21 protein-coding genes are annotated in these 21,482 nt (G+C 57.0%); 6 read left to right on the forward strand and 15 right to left on the reverse strand.

Annotated features, from left to right (window positions below; translation table 11 throughout):
* Nucleotides 1–235 (reverse strand): hypothetical protein (locus AC2FLZ_RS16710; RefSeq protein WP_496882447.1); only part of this gene is annotated, 235 nt, incomplete at its 3' end.
* Nucleotides 236–250: 15 nt separating this feature from the next.
* Nucleotides 251–1,099, reverse strand: a complete 849-nt coding sequence (bhcR, locus tag AC2FLZ_RS16715; protein WP_480521258.1) for an HTH-type transcriptional regulator BhcR — start codon at nucleotides 1,097–1,099, stop codon at nucleotides 251–253.
* Nucleotides 1,100–1,268: 169 nt separating this feature from the next.
* On the opposite strand from bhcR, the gene bhcA reads away from it, so the two are divergent.
* From bhcA to bhcD, 4 genes are all read left to right on the forward strand, one after another.
* Nucleotides 1,269–2,459 carry an L-aspartate--glyoxylate aminotransferase BhcA gene (gene bhcA, locus AC2FLZ_RS16720; protein WP_480521256.1) on the forward strand — a complete coding sequence of 397 codons (1,191 nt, stop codon included), beginning with the start codon at nucleotides 1,269–1,271 and terminating at the stop codon, nucleotides 2,457–2,459.
* Entirely contained in the window at nucleotides 2,459–3,427 is a 969-nt protein-coding gene (gene bhcB / locus AC2FLZ_RS16725; RefSeq protein WP_480496144.1) for a beta-hydroxyaspartate dehydratase BhcB, read from the forward strand. The genes bhcA and bhcB overlap by 1 nt, the downstream gene beginning before the upstream one ends.
* 42 nt (nucleotides 3,428–3,469) lie before the next feature.
* Nucleotides 3,470–4,633, forward strand: coding sequence for a 3-hydroxy-D-aspartate aldolase BhcC (bhcC, locus tag AC2FLZ_RS16730; RefSeq protein ID WP_496882448.1), 1,164 nt, complete (start codon nucleotides 3,470–3,472; stop codon nucleotides 4,631–4,633).
* A 113-nt stretch (nucleotides 4,634–4,746) separates the two neighbouring features.
* Nucleotides 4,747–5,712 carry an iminosuccinate reductase BhcD gene (gene bhcD / locus AC2FLZ_RS16735; RefSeq protein WP_480496106.1) on the forward strand — a complete coding sequence of 322 codons (966 nt, stop codon included), beginning with the start codon at nucleotides 4,747–4,749 and terminating at the stop codon, nucleotides 5,710–5,712.
* Nucleotides 5,713–5,855: 143 nt separating this feature from the next.
* Here bhcD and AC2FLZ_RS16740 read toward each other — a convergent pair whose 3' ends face one another.
* The 3 genes from AC2FLZ_RS16740 to puuE are packed head-to-tail and all read right to left on the reverse strand — an operon-like array spanning nucleotide 5,856 to nucleotide 9,230.
* Nucleotides 5,856–7,280 (reverse strand): uracil-xanthine permease family protein, encoded by a 1,425-nt coding sequence (locus AC2FLZ_RS16740; RefSeq protein ID WP_496882449.1) that lies wholly within the window; start codon nucleotides 7,278–7,280, stop codon nucleotides 5,856–5,858.
* Nucleotides 7,281–7,335: 55 nt separating this feature from the next.
* Nucleotides 7,336–7,821, reverse strand: a complete 486-nt coding sequence (locus AC2FLZ_RS16745) for an ureidoglycolate lyase (RefSeq protein ID WP_480478180.1) — start codon at nucleotides 7,819–7,821, stop codon at nucleotides 7,336–7,338.
* The gene (puuE, locus tag AC2FLZ_RS16750; protein ID WP_480555164.1) at nucleotides 7,818–9,230 is read right to left on the reverse strand and encodes an allantoinase PuuE; all 1,413 of its coding nucleotides are present in this window, start codon (nucleotides 9,228–9,230) and stop codon (nucleotides 7,818–7,820) included. The genes AC2FLZ_RS16745 and puuE overlap by 4 nt, the downstream gene beginning before the upstream one ends.
* A 147-nt stretch (nucleotides 9,231–9,377) precedes the next feature.
* Between puuE and uraH the strand changes: the two genes are divergently transcribed.
* Complete coding sequence (gene uraH / locus AC2FLZ_RS16755) at nucleotides 9,378–9,731, forward strand: hydroxyisourate hydrolase (RefSeq protein WP_480496112.1); 354 nt, start codon at nucleotides 9,378–9,380, stop codon at nucleotides 9,729–9,731.
* Nucleotides 9,732–9,864: 133 nt separating this feature from the next.
* Nucleotides 9,865–11,097, forward strand: a complete 1,233-nt coding sequence (locus tag AC2FLZ_RS16760) for a urate hydroxylase PuuD (protein WP_480476997.1) — start codon at nucleotides 9,865–9,867, stop codon at nucleotides 11,095–11,097.
* A gap of 115 nt (nucleotides 11,098–11,212) precedes the next feature.
* On the opposite strand, the gene AC2FLZ_RS16765 is transcribed toward AC2FLZ_RS16760, so the two are convergent.
* From AC2FLZ_RS16765 to paaZ, 10 genes are all read right to left on the reverse strand, one after another.
* The gene (locus AC2FLZ_RS16765) at nucleotides 11,213–12,454 is read right to left on the reverse strand and encodes an acyl-CoA dehydrogenase family protein (RefSeq protein ID WP_480496114.1); all 1,242 of its coding nucleotides are present in this window, start codon (nucleotides 12,452–12,454) and stop codon (nucleotides 11,213–11,215) included.
* Nucleotides 12,455–12,778: 324 nt separating this feature from the next.
* Entirely contained in the window at nucleotides 12,779–13,540 is a 762-nt protein-coding gene (locus AC2FLZ_RS16770) for a Phenylacetic acid catabolic protein (RefSeq protein ID WP_480521248.1), read from the reverse strand.
* Between the two features lie 13 nt (nucleotides 13,541–13,553).
* The gene (locus tag AC2FLZ_RS16775; RefSeq protein ID WP_480521246.1) at nucleotides 13,554–14,627 is read right to left on the reverse strand and encodes a 2Fe-2S iron-sulfur cluster-binding protein; all 1,074 of its coding nucleotides are present in this window, start codon (nucleotides 14,625–14,627) and stop codon (nucleotides 13,554–13,556) included.
* 13 nt (nucleotides 14,628–14,640) lie between these two features.
* The gene (gene paaD, locus AC2FLZ_RS16780; protein WP_480521244.1) at nucleotides 14,641–15,102 is read right to left on the reverse strand and encodes a 1,2-phenylacetyl-CoA epoxidase subunit PaaD; all 462 of its coding nucleotides are present in this window, start codon (nucleotides 15,100–15,102) and stop codon (nucleotides 14,641–14,643) included.
* 6 nt (nucleotides 15,103–15,108) lie between these two features.
* Nucleotides 15,109–15,867: a 1,2-phenylacetyl-CoA epoxidase subunit PaaC gene (gene paaC / locus AC2FLZ_RS16785; RefSeq protein ID WP_480555168.1), complete on the reverse strand. Its 759-nt coding sequence runs from the start codon at nucleotides 15,865–15,867 to the stop codon at nucleotides 15,109–15,111.
* Nucleotides 15,867–16,151 carry a 1,2-phenylacetyl-CoA epoxidase subunit PaaB gene (paaB, locus tag AC2FLZ_RS16790; protein ID WP_209507558.1) on the reverse strand — a complete coding sequence of 95 codons (285 nt, stop codon included), beginning with the start codon at nucleotides 16,149–16,151 and terminating at the stop codon, nucleotides 15,867–15,869. The genes paaC and paaB overlap by 1 nt, the downstream gene beginning before the upstream one ends.
* A gap of 23 nt (nucleotides 16,152–16,174) precedes the next feature.
* The gene (paaA, locus tag AC2FLZ_RS16795) at nucleotides 16,175–17,152 is read right to left on the reverse strand and encodes a 1,2-phenylacetyl-CoA epoxidase subunit PaaA (protein WP_480476985.1); all 978 of its coding nucleotides are present in this window, start codon (nucleotides 17,150–17,152) and stop codon (nucleotides 16,175–16,177) included.
* Nucleotides 17,153–17,167: 15 nt separating this feature from the next.
* Nucleotides 17,168–18,370 (reverse strand): 3-oxoadipyl-CoA thiolase, encoded by a 1,203-nt coding sequence (gene pcaF, locus AC2FLZ_RS16800; protein WP_480476983.1) that lies wholly within the window; start codon nucleotides 18,368–18,370, stop codon nucleotides 17,168–17,170.
* Between the two features lie 189 nt (nucleotides 18,371–18,559).
* A complete protein-coding gene (locus tag AC2FLZ_RS16805; RefSeq protein WP_496809297.1) occupies nucleotides 18,560–19,375 on the reverse strand; it encodes a PaaX family transcriptional regulator C-terminal domain-containing protein in 816 nt (271 codons plus the stop codon).
* A gap of 62 nt (nucleotides 19,376–19,437) precedes the next feature.
* The gene (gene paaZ / locus AC2FLZ_RS16810) at nucleotides 19,438–21,468 is read right to left on the reverse strand and encodes a phenylacetic acid degradation bifunctional protein PaaZ (protein WP_496882450.1); all 2,031 of its coding nucleotides are present in this window, start codon (nucleotides 21,466–21,468) and stop codon (nucleotides 19,438–19,440) included.
* Nucleotides 21,469–21,482 lie beyond the last annotated feature (14 nt).

The following is a 21,482-nucleotide window of genomic DNA, read 5'->3' on the forward strand; positions in this document are numbered from 1 at the left end:
CGAACAGGGAAACCTCGACCAACTCATGCAGAAAAACGGCCCCTTCAAAAACCTCTTCGACCAACAGTTCAACAAACACAAACAAAAAGTCGCACAGTAATAGGGGGAGCTGAAAATCAGATAACCGGTAAGAGTCACGCCTGTTCTGCTGTTGAGTTTGTCTGTGCACAATGCGCGTCTCAGCGCGTTGGTGTTGTGGCGCGGCAAGCGGATCCGGGGTCAGCGTTCGCCGCAATCTGGCGGCAAAGCCTTAGGGTTGCGGTGGCAAAACTGTCCCACCAATAGCCAGCGTCAACTGGCGCGCTGCTTCCATCACCGGGCGGCTCAGCCGTTCGATTTCGGCCGCTCCGACGCGACTGGTTGGCCCGGACACTGAAAGCCCCGCGACCGCCTCTCTGTTGATATCGAAAACGGGTGCTGCAATGCATCGCATACCCGTAGTCTTTTCTTCGTTATCCACGGAAAAACCCCGCAATCTGATTGCTGCAAGATCTTTCTTCAACGCCTCAGCGCCGGTAATCGACTGATCCGTAAAAGCCTGTAAATTCGCTGAGGCCAACCTTCGGTTCAATCTGTCTTCGTCCATGTGGGCCAATAACGCTTTTCCGATGCCCGACGCGTGCATGGGTGACAATGTACCGGGCGGAAAAAACGCCCGGATACTTTCATGTGTTTCAACCTGGCTCAGGAACAGCACCAGACCTTCTTTCTCAACTCCCAGATTGGCGGTTTCACCCGTGGTTTCCATCAATTTGCGCATGATCGGCCTTGCCCGTTCCACCAGACTGGTACGACGCAAAAACCGCGAGCCGATCACAAACGCCTGCGGGCCAATGTGCCAAACCTGTTCTTCATGGTCGAACTCGACCAGACCCCTGCCCTGTAACGTCACGAGGATGCGATAAACGGTGGCCGGTGCCTGACGCATTTCATCTGAAAGTTCAGTAAGAGCTTTGCCTTGCGCCTGGCTCAGATATTCGAAAACCTCCATCGCCCGATCCAGTGATTTGATCGTATTCTGCGCGGTTTTGTCGTCCCACCCCCGCGGTCTTCCCCGGGCTTTGCGACGGAGTTTCGGGTCATTGTCTTGCAATTCCATAAAAACCCTCTGAACATTTATGAAAGACTATTTCAGGATATGAAAAATATAACTCACTGACAACTATAAGTTAAATCTCTTATCACGAATTCTGAAATGCGTTTTCAAAAAAATTTCCAATCGGGTTGATGAAACTTATTGTGCTGGCAAGGACGGAAGGAGACCATCCATGAGCTTTCAAAACCCCGTTTTCATCCCGGGCCCGACGAACATCCCGGAAAGCCTGCGCAAAGCCTGCGATATGCCCACGATCGACCATCGTTCGCCATTGTTCGGGCAAATCCTGCATCCTGCGCGCGCGGGCGTGCGGGACATTCTGAAAAGCGACAGCGCCGAAGTCTTCATTTTCCCGTCGACCGGAACCGGGGGCTGGGAAACCGCCCTAACCAATACGCTGTCCGCCGGTGACAAGGTTCTGGCGGCCCGCAACGGCATGTTCAGCCATCGATGGATCGATATGTGCCAGCGCCATGGGCTGAATGTTGAGATCGTCGAAACCCCGTGGGGCGATGGGCTGCCGGCTGACCGGTACGAAGAAATCCTTGCCGCCGACAAAAGCCACGAGATCAAGGTTGTTCTAGCGACGCATAACGAGACGGCAACTGGTGTGAAGTCGGATATCGCTGCTGTGCGCAAGGCGCTGACTGCCGCGCAACACCCGGCCCTGCTGTTTGTTGATGGTGTCTCATCAATCGCGTCGATGGATTTCCGGTTTGATGAATGGGGCGTGGATGTTGCCGTTACGGGGTCGCAGAAGGGTTTCATGTTGCCCGCTGGCCTTGCCATCGTCGGTTTCAGCCGGAAAGCGATGGAAGCAACCAAAACCGGCACTCTGCCCCGCACATTCTTTGATGTCCGGGACATGACCAAGGGATACGCCAACAATGCTTACCCCTATACACCCGCTGTCGGGTTGATGAATGGCCTCAATCAAGCCTGCTCTATGCTGCTGAATGAAGGTCTGGAGAACGTTTTTGCCCGGCACCACCGGATTGCGGAAGGGGTCCGTGCCGCTGTGGGGGCGTGGGGGCTGGAGCTTTGTGCCAGCAGCCCGGCGGTCTATTCCGATACCGTAAGCGCAATCCGTACGCCGAACGGCTTCAACGCGACGGATATTGTCACGCACGCAGCTGAAAAATACGGCGTTGCCTTTGGCGTGGGCCTTGGTGAGGTCGCGGGCAAGGTGTTCCGGATCGGGCATCTGGGCAGCCTGACGGATGTCATGGCTCTGTCCGGGATCGCCACTGCCGAGATGTGCATGGTTGACCTGGGACTGAACATCGACCTGGGGTCCGGAGTTGCCGCCGCACAGGAATACTATCGCGGCCATCCCGGTTCCGTTCAGAAGAACGCGGCATGATGAAGGATTGCACAATGTATATCCCAACCTATGAAGACATGCTTGCGGCGCATGACCGGATCAAACCCTATATCCGCCGCACCCCGGTGCGAACTTCGGACTTTCTCAATGAACTGTCAGGCGCGCAGCTGTTCTTCAAATGCGAAAACTTTCAGGAACCGGGCGCTTTCAAAGTACGAGGTGCTGCGAATGCGGTTTTTGGGCTGGATGAGAAACAGGCTGAAAAAGGTGTCGCCACCCATTCTTCGGGCAATCACGCCTCGTGCCTGTCTTATGCGGCGATGAAACGGGGCATTCCCTGCAACGTGGTCATGCCTCGGACAGCGCCGCAGGCAAAGAAGGATACGGTCCGCCGTTATGGAGGGAAGATTACAGAATGCGAACCCTCCACCTCGTCGCGCGAAGCGACATTTGCCGAGGTTCAGGCGGCTACGGGCGGTGACTTTGTTCATCCCTACAACGATCCTCGGGTCATCGCCGGGCAAGGCACCTGTTCGCGAGAGTTTATCGAGCAGACCGACGGTCTGGACGCGGTCGTTGCGCCAATCGGCGGTGGTGGCATGGTGTCTGGAACCTGTTTGACCCTGTCCAATCTGGCCCCAGAAACAGCGGTCATCGCGGCAGAACCCGAACAGGCAGACGACGCCTATCGCAGCTTCAAGGCCGGTCATATCATCGCGGATGATGCTCCAAAGACTATTGCTGACGGGTTGCTGGTTCCGCTGAAGGATCTCACCTGGCATTTCGTATCGAACCACGTTTCAGAAATTTACACTGCCTCCGAGCAGGAGATCATCGATGCGATGAAACTGACATGGAAGCACCTGCGGATTGTGATGGAGCCATCTTCGGCCGTTCCGCTGGCCACGGTTCTCAAGAACCCGGACGCATTCAAGGGCAAGCGTGTCGGACTGATTGTTACAGGTGGCAATGTCGATCTGGACCGGCTGCCCTGGATGAACGCCTGAATATACCCCAACAAAAAACAATCCCGGTATAGGATTACGGAGATGAAAGATATGAGCACTCTCGACCAGTTCGAAGTAGGTTACGACATTCCGGCCAAACCTGGCATGGACGAAGCAGATATCCAGACACCCAGCCTGATTTTGGATCTCGACGCGCTTGAGCGCAATATCAGGAAGATGGGCGATTATGCCAAGGCGCACGGGATGCGTCACCGCGTGCATGGTAAAATGCACAAGTCGGTCGACGTGGCCAAGCTGCAAGAGAAAATCGGTGGTGCCGTCGGTGTCTGCTGCCAGAAAGTTTCCGAGGCCGAAGTATTCGTTCGCGGTGGGATCAAGGACGTTCTGGTTTCGAACCAGGTGCGTGACCCGGCCAAAATTGACCGCCTCGCACGCCTGCCAAAACTGGGCAGCCGCATTATTGTATGTGTCGACGATCTGGAAAACGTCGCTGACCTTTCGGCGGCGGCAGTCCGGCATGGAACACAGCTGGAAGTCTTCGTGGAAATCGATTGCGGCGCAGGTCGGTGCGGGGTCACAACGACACCCGAAGTGATTGAAATCGCCAAGGCGGTTGAGGCTGCTGACAACCTGAAATTCAGCGGAATTCAGGCCTATCAGGGCGCAATGCAACACCTCGACAGCTATGAGGCACGCAAGGAGAAACTGGATACCGCCATCGCGATGGTCAAAGACGCAGTAGACGGCCTTAAAGCCGAGGGTATCGAGTGCGAGTTGGTCTCGGGCGGCGGTACTGGGTCATACTACTTCGAATCCAACTCGGGCGTGTATAATGAGCTGCAATGCGGGTCTTATGCGTTCATGGATGCCGATTACGGTCGCATCCTGGACAAGAACGGCAACCGGATCGACCAGGCCGAATGGGAAAACGCATTCTTCATCCTGACCAGCGTCATGAGCCACGCCAAGGCTGACAAGGCAATCGTCGATGCGGGTCTCAAGGCTCAGTCGGTGGATAGCGGTCTGCCTGTTGTTTTCGGGCGTGACGATGTCGAATACATCAAATGCTCGGATGAACATGGCGTCGTGATGGATCCGAGCGGGGCGCTCAAGGTCAATGACAAGCTGAAGTTGGTGCCGGGGCACTGTGACCCAACCGCAAACGTGCATGATTGGTATGTGGGCGTCCGGAATGGCAAGGTCGAATGCGTGTGGCCAGTGTCAGCCCGCGGCCGCGCGTACTGAGCCTGATTGCTCAAAGAATAAGCTTTCGGCCAAACATGGCCGGACAGTCGCCCGTGCGCGCCCGCTTTTGTCGGTGAAACGCACGGGCGCACGAATTTCGAATGGAGAATGACATGCTGATCGTACCCGAGCGCGAAATCGCCAACCTCATGACCCGCGACGCGGCCTTTGAAGCCGTCGAACAGGTCTTTGCCTCTATGGCCGCAGGGGACGCCTATAACTTTCCTGTCGTGCGCGAAGCCATCGGGCATGAGGACGCTCTGTACGGCTTTAAAGGCGGGTTTGATCGCGCCGGGCTGACACTGGGCCTGAAGGCCGGGGGGTATTGGCCGAACAACCTGGAAAAGCGCGGGTTGATCAATCACCAATCCACTGTTTTTCTTTTTGACCCTGACACCGGGAAACCGTCGGCGATGGTTGGCGGCAACCTTTTGACGGCCTTACGCACTGCGGCGGCCTCTTCTGTATCTATCAAGCACCTTGCCCGTGCGGGCGCGCGGGTGATCGGTATGATCGGGGCCGGGCATCAGGCAACCTTTCAGCTACGCTCGGCCCTGGAGACCCACACCTTTGAAAAGGTCCTTGGCTGGAACTACCACCCCGAGATGCTGCCCAACATTGAAAAGGTCGCCAGTGAAGCCGGTGTTCCGTTTGAAGCGGTCGAACTTGATGGCATGACCGAAGCGGATGTCATAATCTCGATCACCTCGGCTTTTGCGCCATCGCTGATGGCAAACCATGTCAGCCCCGGAACGCATATCGCGTGCATGGGAACGGACACCAAGGGCAAGCAGGAAGTCGAGGCGGCGTTGCTGGCCAAAGCATCTGTATTCACAGATGAAATCGCACAGTCGATTTCGATTGGCGAGGCTCAACACGCCGTGGCACAGGGCCTGATCAGGGAAAGTGACCTGGTCCAGTTGGGTGCGGTCATCAACGGAACGAACCCGGGCCGGACATCAGACGATCAGATCACGTTGTTCGATGGCACTGGCGTAGGTCTTCAGGATCTGGCGGTTGCTGCGTCTGTTGTCGAGCTGGCCGTACAGAAAGGCATCGCGATTGAGGTCGATTTCTGATGGCATCCCCGTGTGGTCGCCTAAGCGTCGCGTCGAAATACGCGTTTCTTATGTGAGCGATGGGCCAAGCCTGCCAGGCCTGAAACCAAAAAGCGGCGCACTACGTGCGCCGCTTTTTCATCTACAATTCCGGGCTGAACCGGTCAGACGTGATCGTCCTGTTTGATAAAGCCCAACCCGTGGCCTGCCATTCCACCGGACACCTCTTCCGTCGCTTCATCCGAAAGCTCTTCGGGCAGAACCAGATTCAAGACAATGGCAATGATAGCAGCAGGCAATATCCCGGATGTCGCCAGAACTTTGAGAGTTCCGGGCAGATGCTGTAAAGCGCCGGGCTCTAATTGCAAGCCCAGACCCAGGCTGAGTGAAATCGCAAAGATCACCATGTTGCGGCGGTTCCACGTCACGTCCGACAGCATCGAGACACCAGCTGCAGCCACCATACCGAACATCACGATCACACCGCCGCCCAGAACCTCGATCGGAACGGACGAGATCACCGCGCCGATCTTGGGGATAAGCCCGCATATGATCAGGAACAGGGCACCTATGGTTACGACCGTGCGGCTCATGACGCCGGTCATCGCGATCAGGCCGACATTCTGACTGAACGACGTGTTCGGCAGGGCCCCAAAGATGCCTGATACAGCAGTTCCAAGACCATCGGCAAAAGTCGCGCCCTGAATTTCCTTGTCGGTTGCCTCGCGTCCCGCGCCGCCCTTGGTAATACCTGACACATCCCCGACCGTTTCAACAGCCGACACGAAAGACATCGCACAGAACCCGATGATCGCCGCGAATGAAAACTCGATACCGAAGTGAAACGGGTTCGGCATGGCAAACGGAGACGCGCGCCCGACATTGCCCAAATTCACCTGACCCAGTGCGAATGCCACCACGTATCCGACCAACAGGCCAATCAGAACTGCCGACACCGACAGCATACCACGAGCAAAAAACTTCAGGCCCAAAGTAACAACAATCACAGTTCCGGCCATGAGCCAGTTCAGACCAGAGCCGTACTCTTCGGTACCGATGGCGGGTACACCGCCTGCCGCGTACTGGATGCCGACTTTGACAAGCGCAAGCCCGATCATGGTGACAACAAGACCGGTAACCAAGGGCGGAAGCGCAAAGCGAATACGGCCAATGAACAACCCAAGGCTGGCATGAAACAGGCCGCCAACGACTATACCACCCATCAATACGGCAATCGCATCAACGCCCTTTCCAACCACCAACGGGATCATGATCGGAATAAAGGCAAATGACGTCCCCTGCACGATTGGCAGGCGGGCACCAACAGGCCCCAGCCCAATGGTCTGGAACAGTGTCGCAACACCCGCAAAGAACATCGACATCTGGATCATGTAAATCATCTGCGGGAAATCGGGGCTGTTCGAACCAAACCCGAAACCCGCCGCACCGCAAACGATGATCGCTGGCGTGACGTTGGAAACGAACATCGCCAGCACGTGCTGAATTCCCAAAGGAACCGCCTTCAGAATTGGCGGGGTGTAGTTCGGGTCACGGAGCTGCTCCGGCGTCCCTAAAGTTGCATCTGACATCGCGTTTTTCCTCCCAAAAAACTACGTGGGCCGGCCCCTCTTCCGGCAATGTCCCCTATTCAGTGATCGTGTAGGCGTTCTGGAACCAATACTCCTCAAGGTTTGGCCCGTTTCCTATTCGGTCGACCACGGCGAACAACCCAGGGGGATGAAGCGGTGTCAGAACCCCGTGCCAGGTGTTCCGGTGATAATTCACGCCCTGTCCGGGCGCGGTGATGAATGCAACAGGCTCACCCGGCACACCCGCGTTGTCGGGCGCCACAACAACGACAAAGGGTTTATCTGAAAGCGGCAGAAAGGCCTGGCTGCCGTCGGGGTGGCGCTCGACCATTTCAAGTTTGATAGGCAGGTTGAAGGCCCGGGATTGGAAAACGCTGATCCCTGCGCGCCCCTCATGGAAATCCAGCTGGGCGCGATCATGGTATCGTGCGCATTTTCCCTGATTGATGTATTTGTCCACCGCCCCAGACACCTCGATGACATCGCCGAACGGCGCAAAGGCCTCGGCGGTCAGTGGCCGGAGTTTCAGCGTGGATGTCATTGCGCGAATTTCTCGATCAACCGCAACTCGGCAATCCGTTCGACCTGACGGCAGGCCTCAGCGAATTCGGTGTCTCGGTCACTATCTATCCGACGGTGAAAAGCCTCCAGAATGCTTGCTTTGGTGTTGTCCTTGACCGCAATGATAAAAGGAAAGCCGAACTTGGTTGTGTAGGCGTCGTTCAGGGTCGTGAAGGTCACACGTTCTTCATCCGTCAGCATGTCCAGACCTGCCCCAGCCTGTTCTGCCGTGCTTTCCTTGGTCAGACGTCCCGCAGCAGCAAGTTTGCCTGCCAAATCAGGGTGGGCTGTCAGGACGCCAAGCCGCTGCTCGGTTGTGGCGGAACGGAATACGCGCGCCAGCGCGTTGTGAACACCTGCGGCATTGTCATGTGTGGGGCCCAGCTCCAGATCAAAGGCCGCTTGGGCAATCCACGGGCTGTGTTCGAACACACCGCCAAATTCAGCAACAAAATTTGGCCGGTCCATTTCCGACGGGGTCAGCCGTTGACTTGGCGGATGCGTTTGCGCCCAGTGATCAGCGATTTGTTCGCGGGTGGCAAACCAGACCCCGTCATGTTTCTTGAAGTGGTTGAGTGCGCGTTTCAGGGCCATGGCGCGACCAGGGCGGCCGATGAGACGGCAATGCAGTCCGATCGAAAGCATCTTCGGCTCGCCCGCTTGGCCTTCGGCGTAGAGCATGTCGAAGCTGTCCTTGAGATAGCTTTCAAACTGTTCGCCGTTGGTATAGCCCGCCTGAATTGCAAACCGCATATCGTTGCAATCCATTGTGTAAGGCACGATCAACTGATCCTTGCCACCAGCCTTGACCCAATAAGGCAAATCGTCGGCATAGCTGTCGGCAATATAGGCCAGCTCGCCTTCGGCGGCGGCCAGATCGACCGTGTTCATCGAACAGCGGCCCGTGTACCAGCCACGCGGTGGTTTGCCCACAACCTCGGCATGAAGCCGGATCGCCTCACGGATCTGGACGCGTTCTTCTTCCGCATCCATGTCCTTGTGCTCAACCCATTTCAGGCCATGGCTGGCAATCTCCCAGCCTGCGGCCTTCATCGCCGCAACCTGCGCCGGTGCACGGGCCAATGCTGTGGCAACGCCATAAACCGTAACAGGAAGGTCCTGTAAAAGCCGATGCACCCGCCAGAATCCAGCGCGGCTGCCGTATTCGTAGATGGATTCCATGTTCCAGTGCCTTTGCCCCGGCCAAGGGGCCGCACCAGTGATTTCGGAAAGAAACGCCTCGGATGCGGCATCCCCGTGCAAAACGTTGTTTTCGCCGCCTTCTTCATAGTTCAGCACAATCTGAACTGCGATTTTGGCCCCGTTTGGCCAGTTTGCGTTTGGCACTTGCCGGCCATAGCCGGTCATGTCTCGTGGATACCGCGTCACATCAATTTCCCTCTTGGTGAAAAGACGAATAACCCAAACAATCACCTATGTTTTTCAAAAAATACTGTAAGCAGTCTTTTGACAGACTGCCTTTGCCTGCCGCAAGGGTATTGCAATAGTAACAGCGATGCTTAGCGAGAGGTGCAAATGGCCGGTTACCTTACAACACATGTCCTGGATACGGCACGGGGCTGCCCTGCCAATGGGATGAAGATCGAGTTGTTCCGGATCAACGGAACAGACCGCGCGTTGCTGAAAACTCTGCTCACCAACGAAGACGGTCGCACCGATGAACAAATCCTTCCCGAAGCCGAGTTTTCGACAGGCGAATACGAATTGGTGTTTCATGCGGGCGAATACCTCGACGCCAGTGGCGTGCCGCCTGAAAGCCCGCGTTTTCTGGACTTGATTCCGATCCGGTTCGGAATGTCCGAACACGCCCATTATCATGTTCCGCTACTACTTTCGCCTTTCAGCTACGCGACCTATCGCGGAAGCTGAGCGTTGCGCCGCGTGATCCTGTAGACTGACATTGTATTGTTATTTTTGATACTGCTTGATCTTTCGTAGCAATACCCGATGAAAACTCTATCACCTAGAGTGCCGAAGAACTTGGATATGTAGGAGCAACGCCATGTATGACCTGGCTGTTTTGTGGGAGTGGATGGCCTTTTCCGTCCGCTGGCTGCATGTGATCACGGCGATGGCGTGGATCGGCGCGTCATTCTATTTTATCGCGCTCGACCTTATGCTTAAGCCGAACCCTGCCTTGCCAGAAGGGGCCTATGGCGAAGAGTGGGAGGTGCACGGGGGCGGGTTCTATCACACCGTCAAATATCTGGTCGCACCCGCGCGTATGCCCGAGCACCTGACCTGGCACAAATGGCAGAGCTATACGACATGGCTTTCGGGTGCGGCCTTGCTCATGATCATATATTGGGTCGGGGGCGAGTTGTTCCTGCTTGATCCGACCAAAGCGGATCTGGCTTTGTGGCAGGGGATATTGATCTCTGGCGGGTCACTGACCATCGGCTGGCTGCTTTACGACCAGATGTGCAAGTCGCGCCTGAGTGAGCAACCCACCGCGCTGATGCTGTTGCTGTTCGTGATTCTGGTGGCTATGTCCTGGGGTTACAATCAGATTTTTACCGGTCGTGCCGCGCTTTTGCACCTGGGTGCGTTCACTGCAACCATCATGACGGCCAATGTGTTCTTCCAGATCATGCCCAACCAGCGGATCGTGGTGGAAGACCTCAAGGCGGGTCGGACGCCGGATGCCAAATATGGAAAGATCGCCAAGGTGCGGTCGACGCACAACAACTACCTGACGTTGCCCGTCGTGTTCCTGATGCTGTCGAACCATTATCCTCTGGCCTTTGGCACCCAGTATTCATGGATCATCGCCAGCCTGATCTTCCTGACCGGCGTGACCATCCGCCACTACTTCAACACGATGCACGCAACCGGGAAAGGGCCGCACTGGACCTGGGGTGTTACTGTCATCCTCATGATCGTGATCGCATGGCTGTCTTCTGTCAGAACCGGCGAAACATGGGAAGACGCCGAAGCAAGGGCGCTGACATCTTACGAAGAAAAATTTGCGTCGGCTGCGGGGTTTGAAGAAGCCTATGACACTGTGCTGGGCAATTGTTCGATGTGCCATGCCCGCGAGCCGGTTTATGGCACCATGAAATGGGCCCCCAAGAAGGTTTATCTTGAAACACCCGGCGATGTTGCCCGGCACGCCGACCAGATTTACCTGCAGGCCGGAATCAGCCATGCCATGCCGCCGCCCTCAGCGGTTCAAATGGACGTGGAAGCGCGACAAACCATCATCGCATGGGTGCGCGAGGTCAGAGGGCAGTAGGATTTTCGCAGGGCTACATCCTACCCTTCACTTCCTACCCCCTGCCGCGGGACAAGTACCCTGTTTCTGCCGCTCAAACAAAGCAGGGCGCACAAGACCTGATGCCGCCCCCGGCCTAGCGCGATGGCGGGGTCAGCCATTGGGCCGACATGCCAAAGTTCGAGTTCTTCAACTCTTGCTTGGCAATCGCCTGCAAATGCACCTCATCCGGCCCATCTGCATATCGCAGCGCGCGTGCCCAGGTATAGCTGTCGGCCAGCGGTGTATCCGGGGTCATGCCCATCGCCCCAAAGACCTGCATCGCGCGATCCGTGACAGCAGCATGTACATTGGGCGCCACGACCTTGATCAATGAAATTTCACGAAACGCTTCTTTTGCGCCGACCTGATCAATCTTCCATGCCGCTTTAAGGGTCAGCAGCCGCGCCTGTTCGATCTCTAACCGGGACTTGGCGATCCATTCGCGGATCACGCCCTGTTCTGCAAGCTGCTTGCCAAACGCCTTCCGTTCCTGCGCGCGTTCGACCATCAGGTTAAGTGCCATTTCCGCCGCACCGATCGATCGCATGCAATGGTGGATGCGACCGGGACCAAGCCGGGCCTGCGCCAGAGCGAACCCGCTGCCTTCCTCGCCCAAAAGATTGCTGACCGGGACACGCACATCCCTGAAGACCAGCTCGGCATGGCCCTCGGGGTCGTGCATGTTCAGAATGGTGGGGTTGCGAACAATCTCAAAACCGGGCGTGTCCTTTGGGACAATGACCATGCTCTGCTGTTTGTGTCGATCCGCATTGGGATCCGTTTTACCCATGACGATAAACAATCTGGTGTTCGGGTGACAGGCGTTCGTGATGAACCACTTGCGGCCATTGATGACGTATTCATCCCCCTCACGCCGGATCGAAGTGGTAATATTGGTCGCGTCCGAACTGGCCACATCCGGTTCAGTCATCGCAAAAGAGGATCGGATTTCACCGTTCAACAGCGGCACCAGCCACGTCTCGCGCTGTTCCGGAGTGGCGAACATGTGCAACAGTTCCATGTTGCCGGTATCGGGCGCGCTGCAATTGAACACTTCCGAAGACCAGGCCACCTGCCCCATAAGTTCGGCCAGTGGCGCGTATTCCAGATTGCTCAGCCGGGTGCCGGGTTCATCGTCGCGCAGGCTGGGCAGGAACAAGTTCCACAACCCTTCGGCCTGGGCTAACGCCTTGAGATCTTCCATAAACGAAACCGGGAAACTGCCTGCCGCCATTTCTTCTTTGTGATCGCGTATGCGCGGATAGATATGCGCCTCCATAAACGCTTTCAGGCGGTCATACATTTCCGTGGCGCGCGGCGATGGGGCAAAATCCATGGCGGTTCCTTCCGATGTGTTGTGGCGGTGATATCCTCAAACCCTGTTCGCGCCAGCACGGCCGCCAAGGCACTGTCTTCTGGTGAGTTTTATCTGGCGCTTGATTACGCTCAGTTTGCGCAATCACTCCGATATGAAAAGAGGAAAATACCAATACCGCAATCTGCCGGCGTGAAACGTCAGGTCATTGCTCTCAGAACCTGGTGGACCAACAATACCTAAGGCGATGACCAGATCCCACTCGGAGATTTGCACCGCCGGGCAAGTTTCACATCGCCCGCGCCCGGAAGTGCCTCTCAACGCGCCTTTGGCGTTTACACAGAACTAGGCCGGTGGTTTCAGGCCCAGCTGTTTCACGGCGGCGCCTGCTGTCTGAACCCATCGCTCTTTTAGGGCGTTGTTGCCATTGTGGCGCAAGCCCAGCGATTTCAGAAGCTCAAACCGTTTCAGATCATCGCCACCAAAGGACACAGCAACACGGGGCCACCAATAGTTAACCGCATCCTGCATCTGCTCTGTCTCTCCGTTCCCGGCAAGCTTCACAGCACCTTCCAGCGCCAACGCGCCATGATGGGCTTCGACCGGGGCGATGCTGCGGAACGCTTCGGCCAACGGTTGATAGGAAACCATTGAAAATTCGGCCAGTTGTTCCATGACCGCACGGCTCATCAGCAGGTTCATGATGACGGCGTCAGTCCAGCCCGAGATCGGATAATTGAATACCGCAAGGCGCATGTCATGCGCGCTGCGGGTCGCACCGATATCTGCGTCACGATCCAGGCGGGCCGTCCACGGATGATGTGTGGCATATCTCTCGGTATCGGCCCCAAACTCACCCATTATCCTGAGAACCTGATCGGCGTGATCCGTTTTCTCAAGAACAATCCTCGCGGCTGCGATACGTTCCTTGATTCCCGGACCCTGATTGATGATGTCTGCGAATCCGGCGGCACCGGCAAGTTCGCTGTCCACGAACGTGGCCATCAGCTTCATGAGTTCGGCGCGGTAGCGTGGAGGAACATTGGTCGGGTTGGTCAACACACCGCCTGCGGCCAGATAGCTGTCGAGTGTCATGGTGTCAGTCATCTGTCTTCTCCCTTTACTGGTCGTAGTCCACGACCACGCGGTCGGTGACCGGATAGGCCTGACAGCTCAGTACATAGCCTTTTTCAACCTCGTAATCCTCAAGCGCGTGATTGGCGAGCATCTCGACCTCGCCTTCCAGAACGCGGCAGCGGCAGGTTGAACAGACACCGGCCTTGCAGGCGTAAGGGGCGTCCATGGCGTTTTCCAAGGCAGCGTCCAGAATGGATTTGTCCTTGGGCAGAGTTATCGTCTGAGTGGACCCATCAAGAGTGATCGATGCGCTGGTTTGGTTCGCCTGCGTACCCGCATCTGCCGCACCTTCCTTGCGTTTGGCCCGGCCCGGCTGAGCGCTGGCAAAGAGTTCAAATTTGATCTGCCTGTCGTCAAGACCATGCGCGCGCAGCGCTGCAGCAATCCCCAGCATCATTGGCTCGGGACCGCAGATAAAGGCTGTGTCCACGTTCTGAATATCGACCCAGTGTTTGAACAAGTCGGCGCATTTTTCCTGCGTCACCAGACCGGTGAACAGGTCGATCTCCTGTGCATCCGCCTCAAGAATATGGATTACGTTCAGGCGGCCCATATAGAGGTTTTTCAGATCTTCCAGCTCTTCGCGGAACATGATCGTGTTGATGCCCTTGTTGGCGTAGATCAGCGTAAAGCGGGACTTGGGTTCGCGGGTCAGGGTTGTCTTCAGGATCGACAGAACCGGCGTGATGCCAGAGCCGCCAGCGAAACCGAGATACTGCTTTTCCGCATCAGCATCGATCGGAGTGTGAAAGCTGCCCATCGGTGGCATCGCCTGCACAACGTCCCCGACGTTAAGCTCGGAATTGGCCCAACTGGAGAATGCGCCGCCCTCGACACGTTTGATCCCGACTTGCAGTACCCCGTCATCCTTGCCCGCACAAATGGAGTAGGATCGACGCAGTTCTTCTCCGTCAAAGTCGCGGCGAAACGTCAGGTATTGGCCTGCGGTGAAATCGAACTGATCCGCCGCGCCGTTGACAGGCTCAAGCGTGACGACTACCGCATCGCGGATGGTTTTGTGGATGTCGGTGACTTTCAGGTCATGAAAACGTGCCATCCGGTGCTCCTCCTCAGATGCACTTGAAATAGTCAAAGGGTTCCAGGCAGTCGGTACAGCGCCAATGGGCCTTGCACGGGGTCGAGCCGAACTGGCTGACCTTTTCAACCGCTTTACTGCCGCAATGCGGGCAGCGCTCTGGCCCGCCCGCCGGTTGTGGCGGGGCGATGCCAAACTCTTCCAGCTTGGCGCGGCCTTTTTCGCTCAGCCAATCGGTTGTCCAGGCTGGTGAGATGCAGGTTTCGATCCGCACGTCTTTGATACCGTGATCGTGCAACGCGGTTTCGATATCCATGCTGATGACGGATGTTGCCGGACAGCCCGAATAGGTTGGCGTCACCGTCACGAGCAGCGTTTCGGCATCCCAACGCACATCGCGTACGATCCCGAGATCGACAACCGAGATTACCGGAATCTCGGGATCCGGTACGGCATCCAGCCAGTCCCAGATCTGGTCGGTCGAGTGGCGTTGCATCACATGTTACCAGCTTGCACCGGGATATGCGCGCTGCAACCACTGCATCTGCGTCAAAAGGTGCCCCAGATGTTCCGTATGCATGCGTCCGTCACGCCCGCCTTTATGGGCAAATCGGCTTTCCGGAAGGGTCAATGTCGCCTTGGCCAGAACCCGTTTGACCAGCGCATCATATTCTTCGCGCAGATCGGCCGGGTTCGGCGCGATCCCGGTCGCAACCATCTGCGCGTCGATGTCATCGCTGACAAACATCTCGCCTACATATGGCCAGAGGTAATCCAGCGCTGCCTGCATCCGGGTGTGGCTTTCTTCTGTTCCATCACCCAGACCTACGACCGTTTCTGCCGAACGCTCCAGATGATAGGCGACTTCCTTGCTGGCTTTGGCAGCAATCGCGGCGACACGATCGTCAGAGGATGTCAGAAGACGGCCGAGCATGACCGAATGCCAGGCATCGAACAGGAACTGGCGCATCAGGGTGCGGCCGAAATCACCGTTCGGAACCTCGACCAGCAACACATTGCGGAAATCCCACGCGTCGCGCAGAAATGCCAGATCATCGGCGGTTTTGCCACCCCCTATCTCTCCGGCAAGGCCAAGCCACATCTGGGTCTGTCCAATCAGGTCCAGCGCCGTGTTGGCCAGTGCAATATCCTCCTCCAACACTGGCGCGTGGCCGCACCATTCGCTGACGCGATGGCCCAGGATCAGGGTATTGTCCCCCATCCGCAGCAGGAATTGCTGAAACGCTTCGTCGCGGGTCATCACATCGCCCCCACTTCTTCGGGGATGTCGAAAAAGGTCGGGTGGCGGTACACTTTGCTCTCGCTCGGCTCATACAACGGGCCTTTGTCGCTGGGCGACGAGGCCGAGATGTTGTTGGCTTCTACCACCCAAATCGACACGCCTTCGTTGCGGCGGGTATAGACGTCGCGTGCATTCTTGATCGCCATTTCCGCGTCCGGGGCATGCAGCGAGCCGACATGTCGGTGGCTCATCCCATGTTGACCGCGGATGAAGATTTCCCACAGGGGCCATTCGGTATTCATCGGGTTTCCTCCTCAGGGTAAGCTTATTCGGCGGCCAGATTGCCAGCCTGTTTCTTGCGCGCGTGGGCCAACAGCCCGTCACGCACCCATTTGCCGTCATCCCAGGCCTTGTTGCGCGCCGCCAGACGGTCGACGTTGCAGGGGCCGTTGCCCTTGATCACATCGAAGAATTCCGACCAATCCGGCTCTGAGAAATCGTAATGCCCGCGCTCCTCGTTCCACTTCAGGTTCGGGTCGGGGATTGTCAGACCCAGATATTCGGCCTGTGGGACGGTCTGGTCGACGAATTTCTGGCGCAGCTCATCATTGGTGTTGATCTTGATCTTCCAGGCCATCGACTGCGCTGAGTGGACGGAATCCTTGTCGGACGGTCCAAACATCATCAGCGACGGGTACCAGAAGCGGTTCATCGCGTCCTGCGCCATCTTGCGCTGCTCGGGCGTGCCTTCGGCCATCTTGCGGATCGCGTCATAGCCTTGGCGCTGATGGAAGCTTTCTTCCTTGCAGATGCGGATCATGGCGCGTGAGTACGGCCCGTAAGACGTTCTTTGCAGCGGCACCTGATTCATGATGGCAGCCCCATCGACCAGCCATCCGACGGCGCCGATATCCGCCCAGTTCAGCGTCGGGTAATTGAAGATCGACGAGTATTTCATGCGACCGTCCAGCAGCATCTCGGTGATCTCATCACGGCTGACACCCAGTGTTTCGGCCGCACAATACAGGTAGAGCCCATGGCCGGCTTCATCCTGCACCTTGGCTAGAAGGATTGCCTTGCGTTGCAGCGTCGGTGCACGCGTGATCCAGTTCCCTTCGGGCAATTGTCCGACGATCTCGGAATGCGCGTGCTGTCCGATCTGGCGGATCAGCGTTTTGCGATACCCCTGAGGCATCCAGTCCTTGGGTTCGATCTTGATATCCGCGTCGATCCGCGCCTGAAATTCAGCAAGCTTTTCAGGATCATCGTTAGACGCCTCGGATTCTACCATCTGGGCATACATGTCCCGTCTCCTCCGTTACACGCGTTCAAGAATAAGTGCAGCGCCTTGCCCGACACCGACGCACATTGTGCAAAGCGCATAGCGCCCTTTGGTGCGTTTCAGTTGGTACGCTGCGGTCAACACAAGTCGGGCGCCGCTCATCCCCAATGGATGGCCAAGGGCGATTGCGCCGCCATTCGGGTTCACATGGGCGGCGTCATCGGGCAGGCCCAACTCTCGCAGCGTTGCCAAACCTTGCGACGCGAAAGCTTCGTTCAACTCGATCACATCCATCTGGTCGATGCTCAGCCCGGCGCGCGCCAAAACCTTTCGGCTGGCAGGAACCGGACCAATACCCATGACCCGAGGCTCGACACCCGCGACGGACATGCCAACTACACGGGCAATCGGGGTCAGGCCGTTCTTTGTCGCTGTCGCTTCATTCGCCATCAGGATCGCGGCTGCACCATCATTCACGCCCGAGGCATTCCCTGCAGTCACAGTTTTGTCCGGCCCGTTCACACCCTTGAGGCCCGAGAGTTTTTCCGCTGTGGTTCCCGGGCGCGGATGTTCATCCGTATCGACAACAATCGGATCGCCCTTGCGCTGTGGAATTGAAACCGGCGTGATTTCTTCTTGGAACACGCCTGCCGCGTGCGCCGCAGCCCATCGTGCCTGGCTGCGCTCGGCAAAGGCGTCCTGGTCTTCACGGCTGATCCCATAATCTTCGGCCACATTGTCAGCCGTTTGCGGCATGGAATCGACACCATACTGCTGCTGTAGCCTTGGGTTCACAAAGCGCCAGCCAATCGTCGTGTCGTAAACCGCATTGCTGCGCGTAAACGCCGACGTCGCTTTGGGCATTACAAACGGTGCGCGCGACATGCTTTCCACGCCACCCGCAACTGAAAGATCATAATCGCCTGCCTTGATGCCACGCGCCGCCATTCCGACGGCATCCATGCCACTGGCACACAAGCGGTTTATCGTTGTTCCAGGTACGTCCGTCGGCAATCCGGCCAGCAGGGACGCCATCCGGGCAACGTTGCGATTGCTCTCTCCTGCCTGATTGGCATCGCCATAAATGACGTCATCCACACTGGTCCAGTCGACTTGCGGGTTGCGCGCCATCAGGGCCGCCAGCGGGATAGCCGCCAGATCATCCGTGCGAACCGATGAAAGCGCACCACCATACCGCCCAATCGGGGTGCGGGTTGCGTCGCAGATGAAAGCGTCCATCAATTGCGTCTCCTGTTGGAACACGAGCATTAACCGTCTGGTCGGTTAATAAATGCTCAATCGATTCGGCGCAAGCTTTATGTTACCATGTAATCGTCTCTATCAGTTTTCTGTAACATTAAATGACGCTTCTTTCACATCCGCCTTCCAGCCCGCAAAAGCGCCATCCCGGGCTCGGCAAAAAACGAGTTAACCACCCACCGCAGATTCCAGCGTGGCAAGATTCGGTTTGGGCAATTGTCCCAGCAGTCGGGACACAGCCACTCGACATTCCGCGCCTTTCCAACCAACAGGCAAAAAGGCCGGAGGCAGGGATGGATAGCGTAGAACCAAACGACGCCACCCATGCACAATCAATACGCGCAGCACCGCTATTTTCAACGGATCATCGACGCCATCGACAGGCAACAGTTGCTCGGTGCTCTGAAGGGAGTGCAAGAACTGATCATAGGCAGACTTGAGCTGTTCAGGGCCACAAAGGTCGCGCAGCCAGCCTGGAACCGAAATGGCGCTGCTTTCAACACCCAGCAGTTCTTCAAGGTTCTCGGGGGTGGGGCCTGCAGACATGGCTGTTGTGGGGTTAACCGAAATATAATCTCCGGTCAGCATCAGATCCGCTAACTCTTTTCGCGAACTGTCTGAACTGTTGGCGATAAGCACATGCCAAGTTTCTGGTGTATTCGTCTCGCGGGAATAGATGCGCGGGGCGGCGGCGGCGCTTTGACTACGGCCAAATTCGGTCAGTCTGTGAACGCTGTTTCGCCCGACCCGCGTACTTTCGATCCAGCCTTCCTTGCGCAGCCTGTGCAGCGCAACACGCGTGGCTTCGGCCTTGATCCCTGCAAGGTTGGTCAGCGCTGTGATCAGCGCGCCACTAACCTGGTCAGACCCGCTCTGGGCCAGATCACCGAAAATCGTGACCAAAACAGACCACACACGTTGCGTGCCAGTTGTGGTCAACTGGCTGACGCAGGTTTCGAACCATTCTGGGGCCGTATCTTTCATAAGCACAGTATAATCGGGCCGGAGGGAATTGCCATCCGGCCCCTGCGCACCTGCACTTGTGCCTAGTAGGCAACCATGGTCAGTAACTCGTATTCTGCGACCAGCTCATCGTCTTGCTGCGTCAGGGTAACGTGCCAGCGAACCTCGCCGTAGTCGTCATTGCGCTTGGTCTTGTGCTTGACCGTCAAACGAACCTTGATGGTGTCACCAGCCTCGACCGGTTTCATGAAACGCAGCCCGTCAAGACCGGTATTTGCCAAAACCGGCCCCTCGTTCGGTTCGACGAACAATCCGGCTGCGAAAGACAACAGCAAGTACCCATGTGCAACCCTGCCCGGGAAGAACGGGTTACGTTCCGCCGCTGCCTGATCCATGTGCGCATAGAAGGTATCACCGGTGAAGTCGGCGAAGTGTTCAATGTCCTCCATGGTGATAGTTCTTGGCGCCGTGTGAAGGGTCTCGCCAATCGACAAATCGTGAAACCGGCGGGTAAAGGGATGAGCAGGGCCTTCGACTTCGGTCGCGCCAGGCACCCATTTTCGTCCAATCGCTGTCAGCAGATCGGGCGATCCCTGAATAGCGGTGCGCTGCATATAGTGTTTCACACCCCGTACCCCGCCCATTTCTTCGCCGCCACCGGCGCGTCCCGGACCTCCATGAACCATGTGCGGCAGAGGGGAACCATGACCGGTGGATTCCTTCATCGAGTCACGGTTGTTGAAATACAGACGCCCGTGATATGCCCCTGACCCCATGGCAACCTGTCGCGCCACTTCTGGATCATGGGTGATTACTGACGCCACAAGAGAGCCCTGCCCCCGGTTCGCCAGCTCAATGGCATGGTCAAGATCGCGATACCCCATCACAGTGCTGACCGGACCAAAGGCTTCGGTATCGTGCACACGTTGCGCCGCGTCAGGATTGGCGCAATGGAAGAGCATGGGTGGTAGGAACGCACCCTTTTCGGCATCAGCGCCCTCAACCACAAAATCATCGGGGTTGCCGAAGACACGCTCGGCCTCTTGCCCAAGGATAGCGGTCTTCTCCAGAACATCACGCTTCTGACCGTTCGAAACCAACGCACCCATACGGGTGGTTTCCAGCTTTGGGTCACCGATGACCGTTTTCGCCAGTCGCGCCGACAGCGCGTCAATTACCGCCTGTACCTTCGGTTCGGGCGCGATGATCCGGCGGATTGCGGTGCATTTCTGCCCTGCCTTCGCGGTCATCTCGCGCTGGACTTCCTTCACGAAGAGGTCAAATTCCGGCGTGCCCGGCGCGGCATCGGGGCCAAGGATCGAACAGTTCAGGCTGTCCTGTTCCGCAACAAACCGTACCGAGTTCTCAAGGATCACCGGGTTGGAGCGCAGTTTCAGGGCAGTATCGGCGGATCCGGTAAAGCTGACCACGTCCTGCATAGTCAGACGGTCCAGCATGTCACCCAAACCACCCGAGACCAACTGCAATGCACCCGCTGGCAAGATGCCGGACTCAAGCATCAACCGAACACACAGCTCGGTCACATAACACGAGCTCGTGGCGGGTTTTACAATCGCCGGAACGCCCGCCAGAAGGGTTGGGGCAAGCTTTTCCAGCATCCCCCAAACCGGAAAATTGAACGCGTTGATGTGAATTGCCACGCCTTGTAGCGGGGTGCAGATGTGCTGCCCCAGGAAAGTACCGTTGCGCGAAAGCTGCTCAACATCGCCATCCAGATAGACATGACCGTCCGGCATTTCACGACGGCCTTTTGCGGCAAAGACAAACATCGTTCCGATGCCGCCGTCGATATCAATCATATGATCCGATTGCGTCGCACCGGTGTTGAAAGACAAATCATACATGACCCGCTTGCGTCGGCCCAAATGGACGGACAGCGCTTTGAGCATTTTGGCGCGTTCATGGAACGTCATTTTGCGCAGTGCCGGCCCTCCGACATTGCGCGCATAGTCCAACATCCCCTGGACATCCAACGCGCTGTTACCCGCTGTGGCGATAACCTCGCCGGTCACAGCGCTTGTTATTGCGCGGGCACCCTCGCCGGGCGAAACCCACTCACCGGCTGCAAAGCTGGAAATCTGTTGGATAGTCATGAGCGTCTCCTCGT

Source organism: Ruegeria sp. YKSF131 (genome assembly GCF_059612645.1).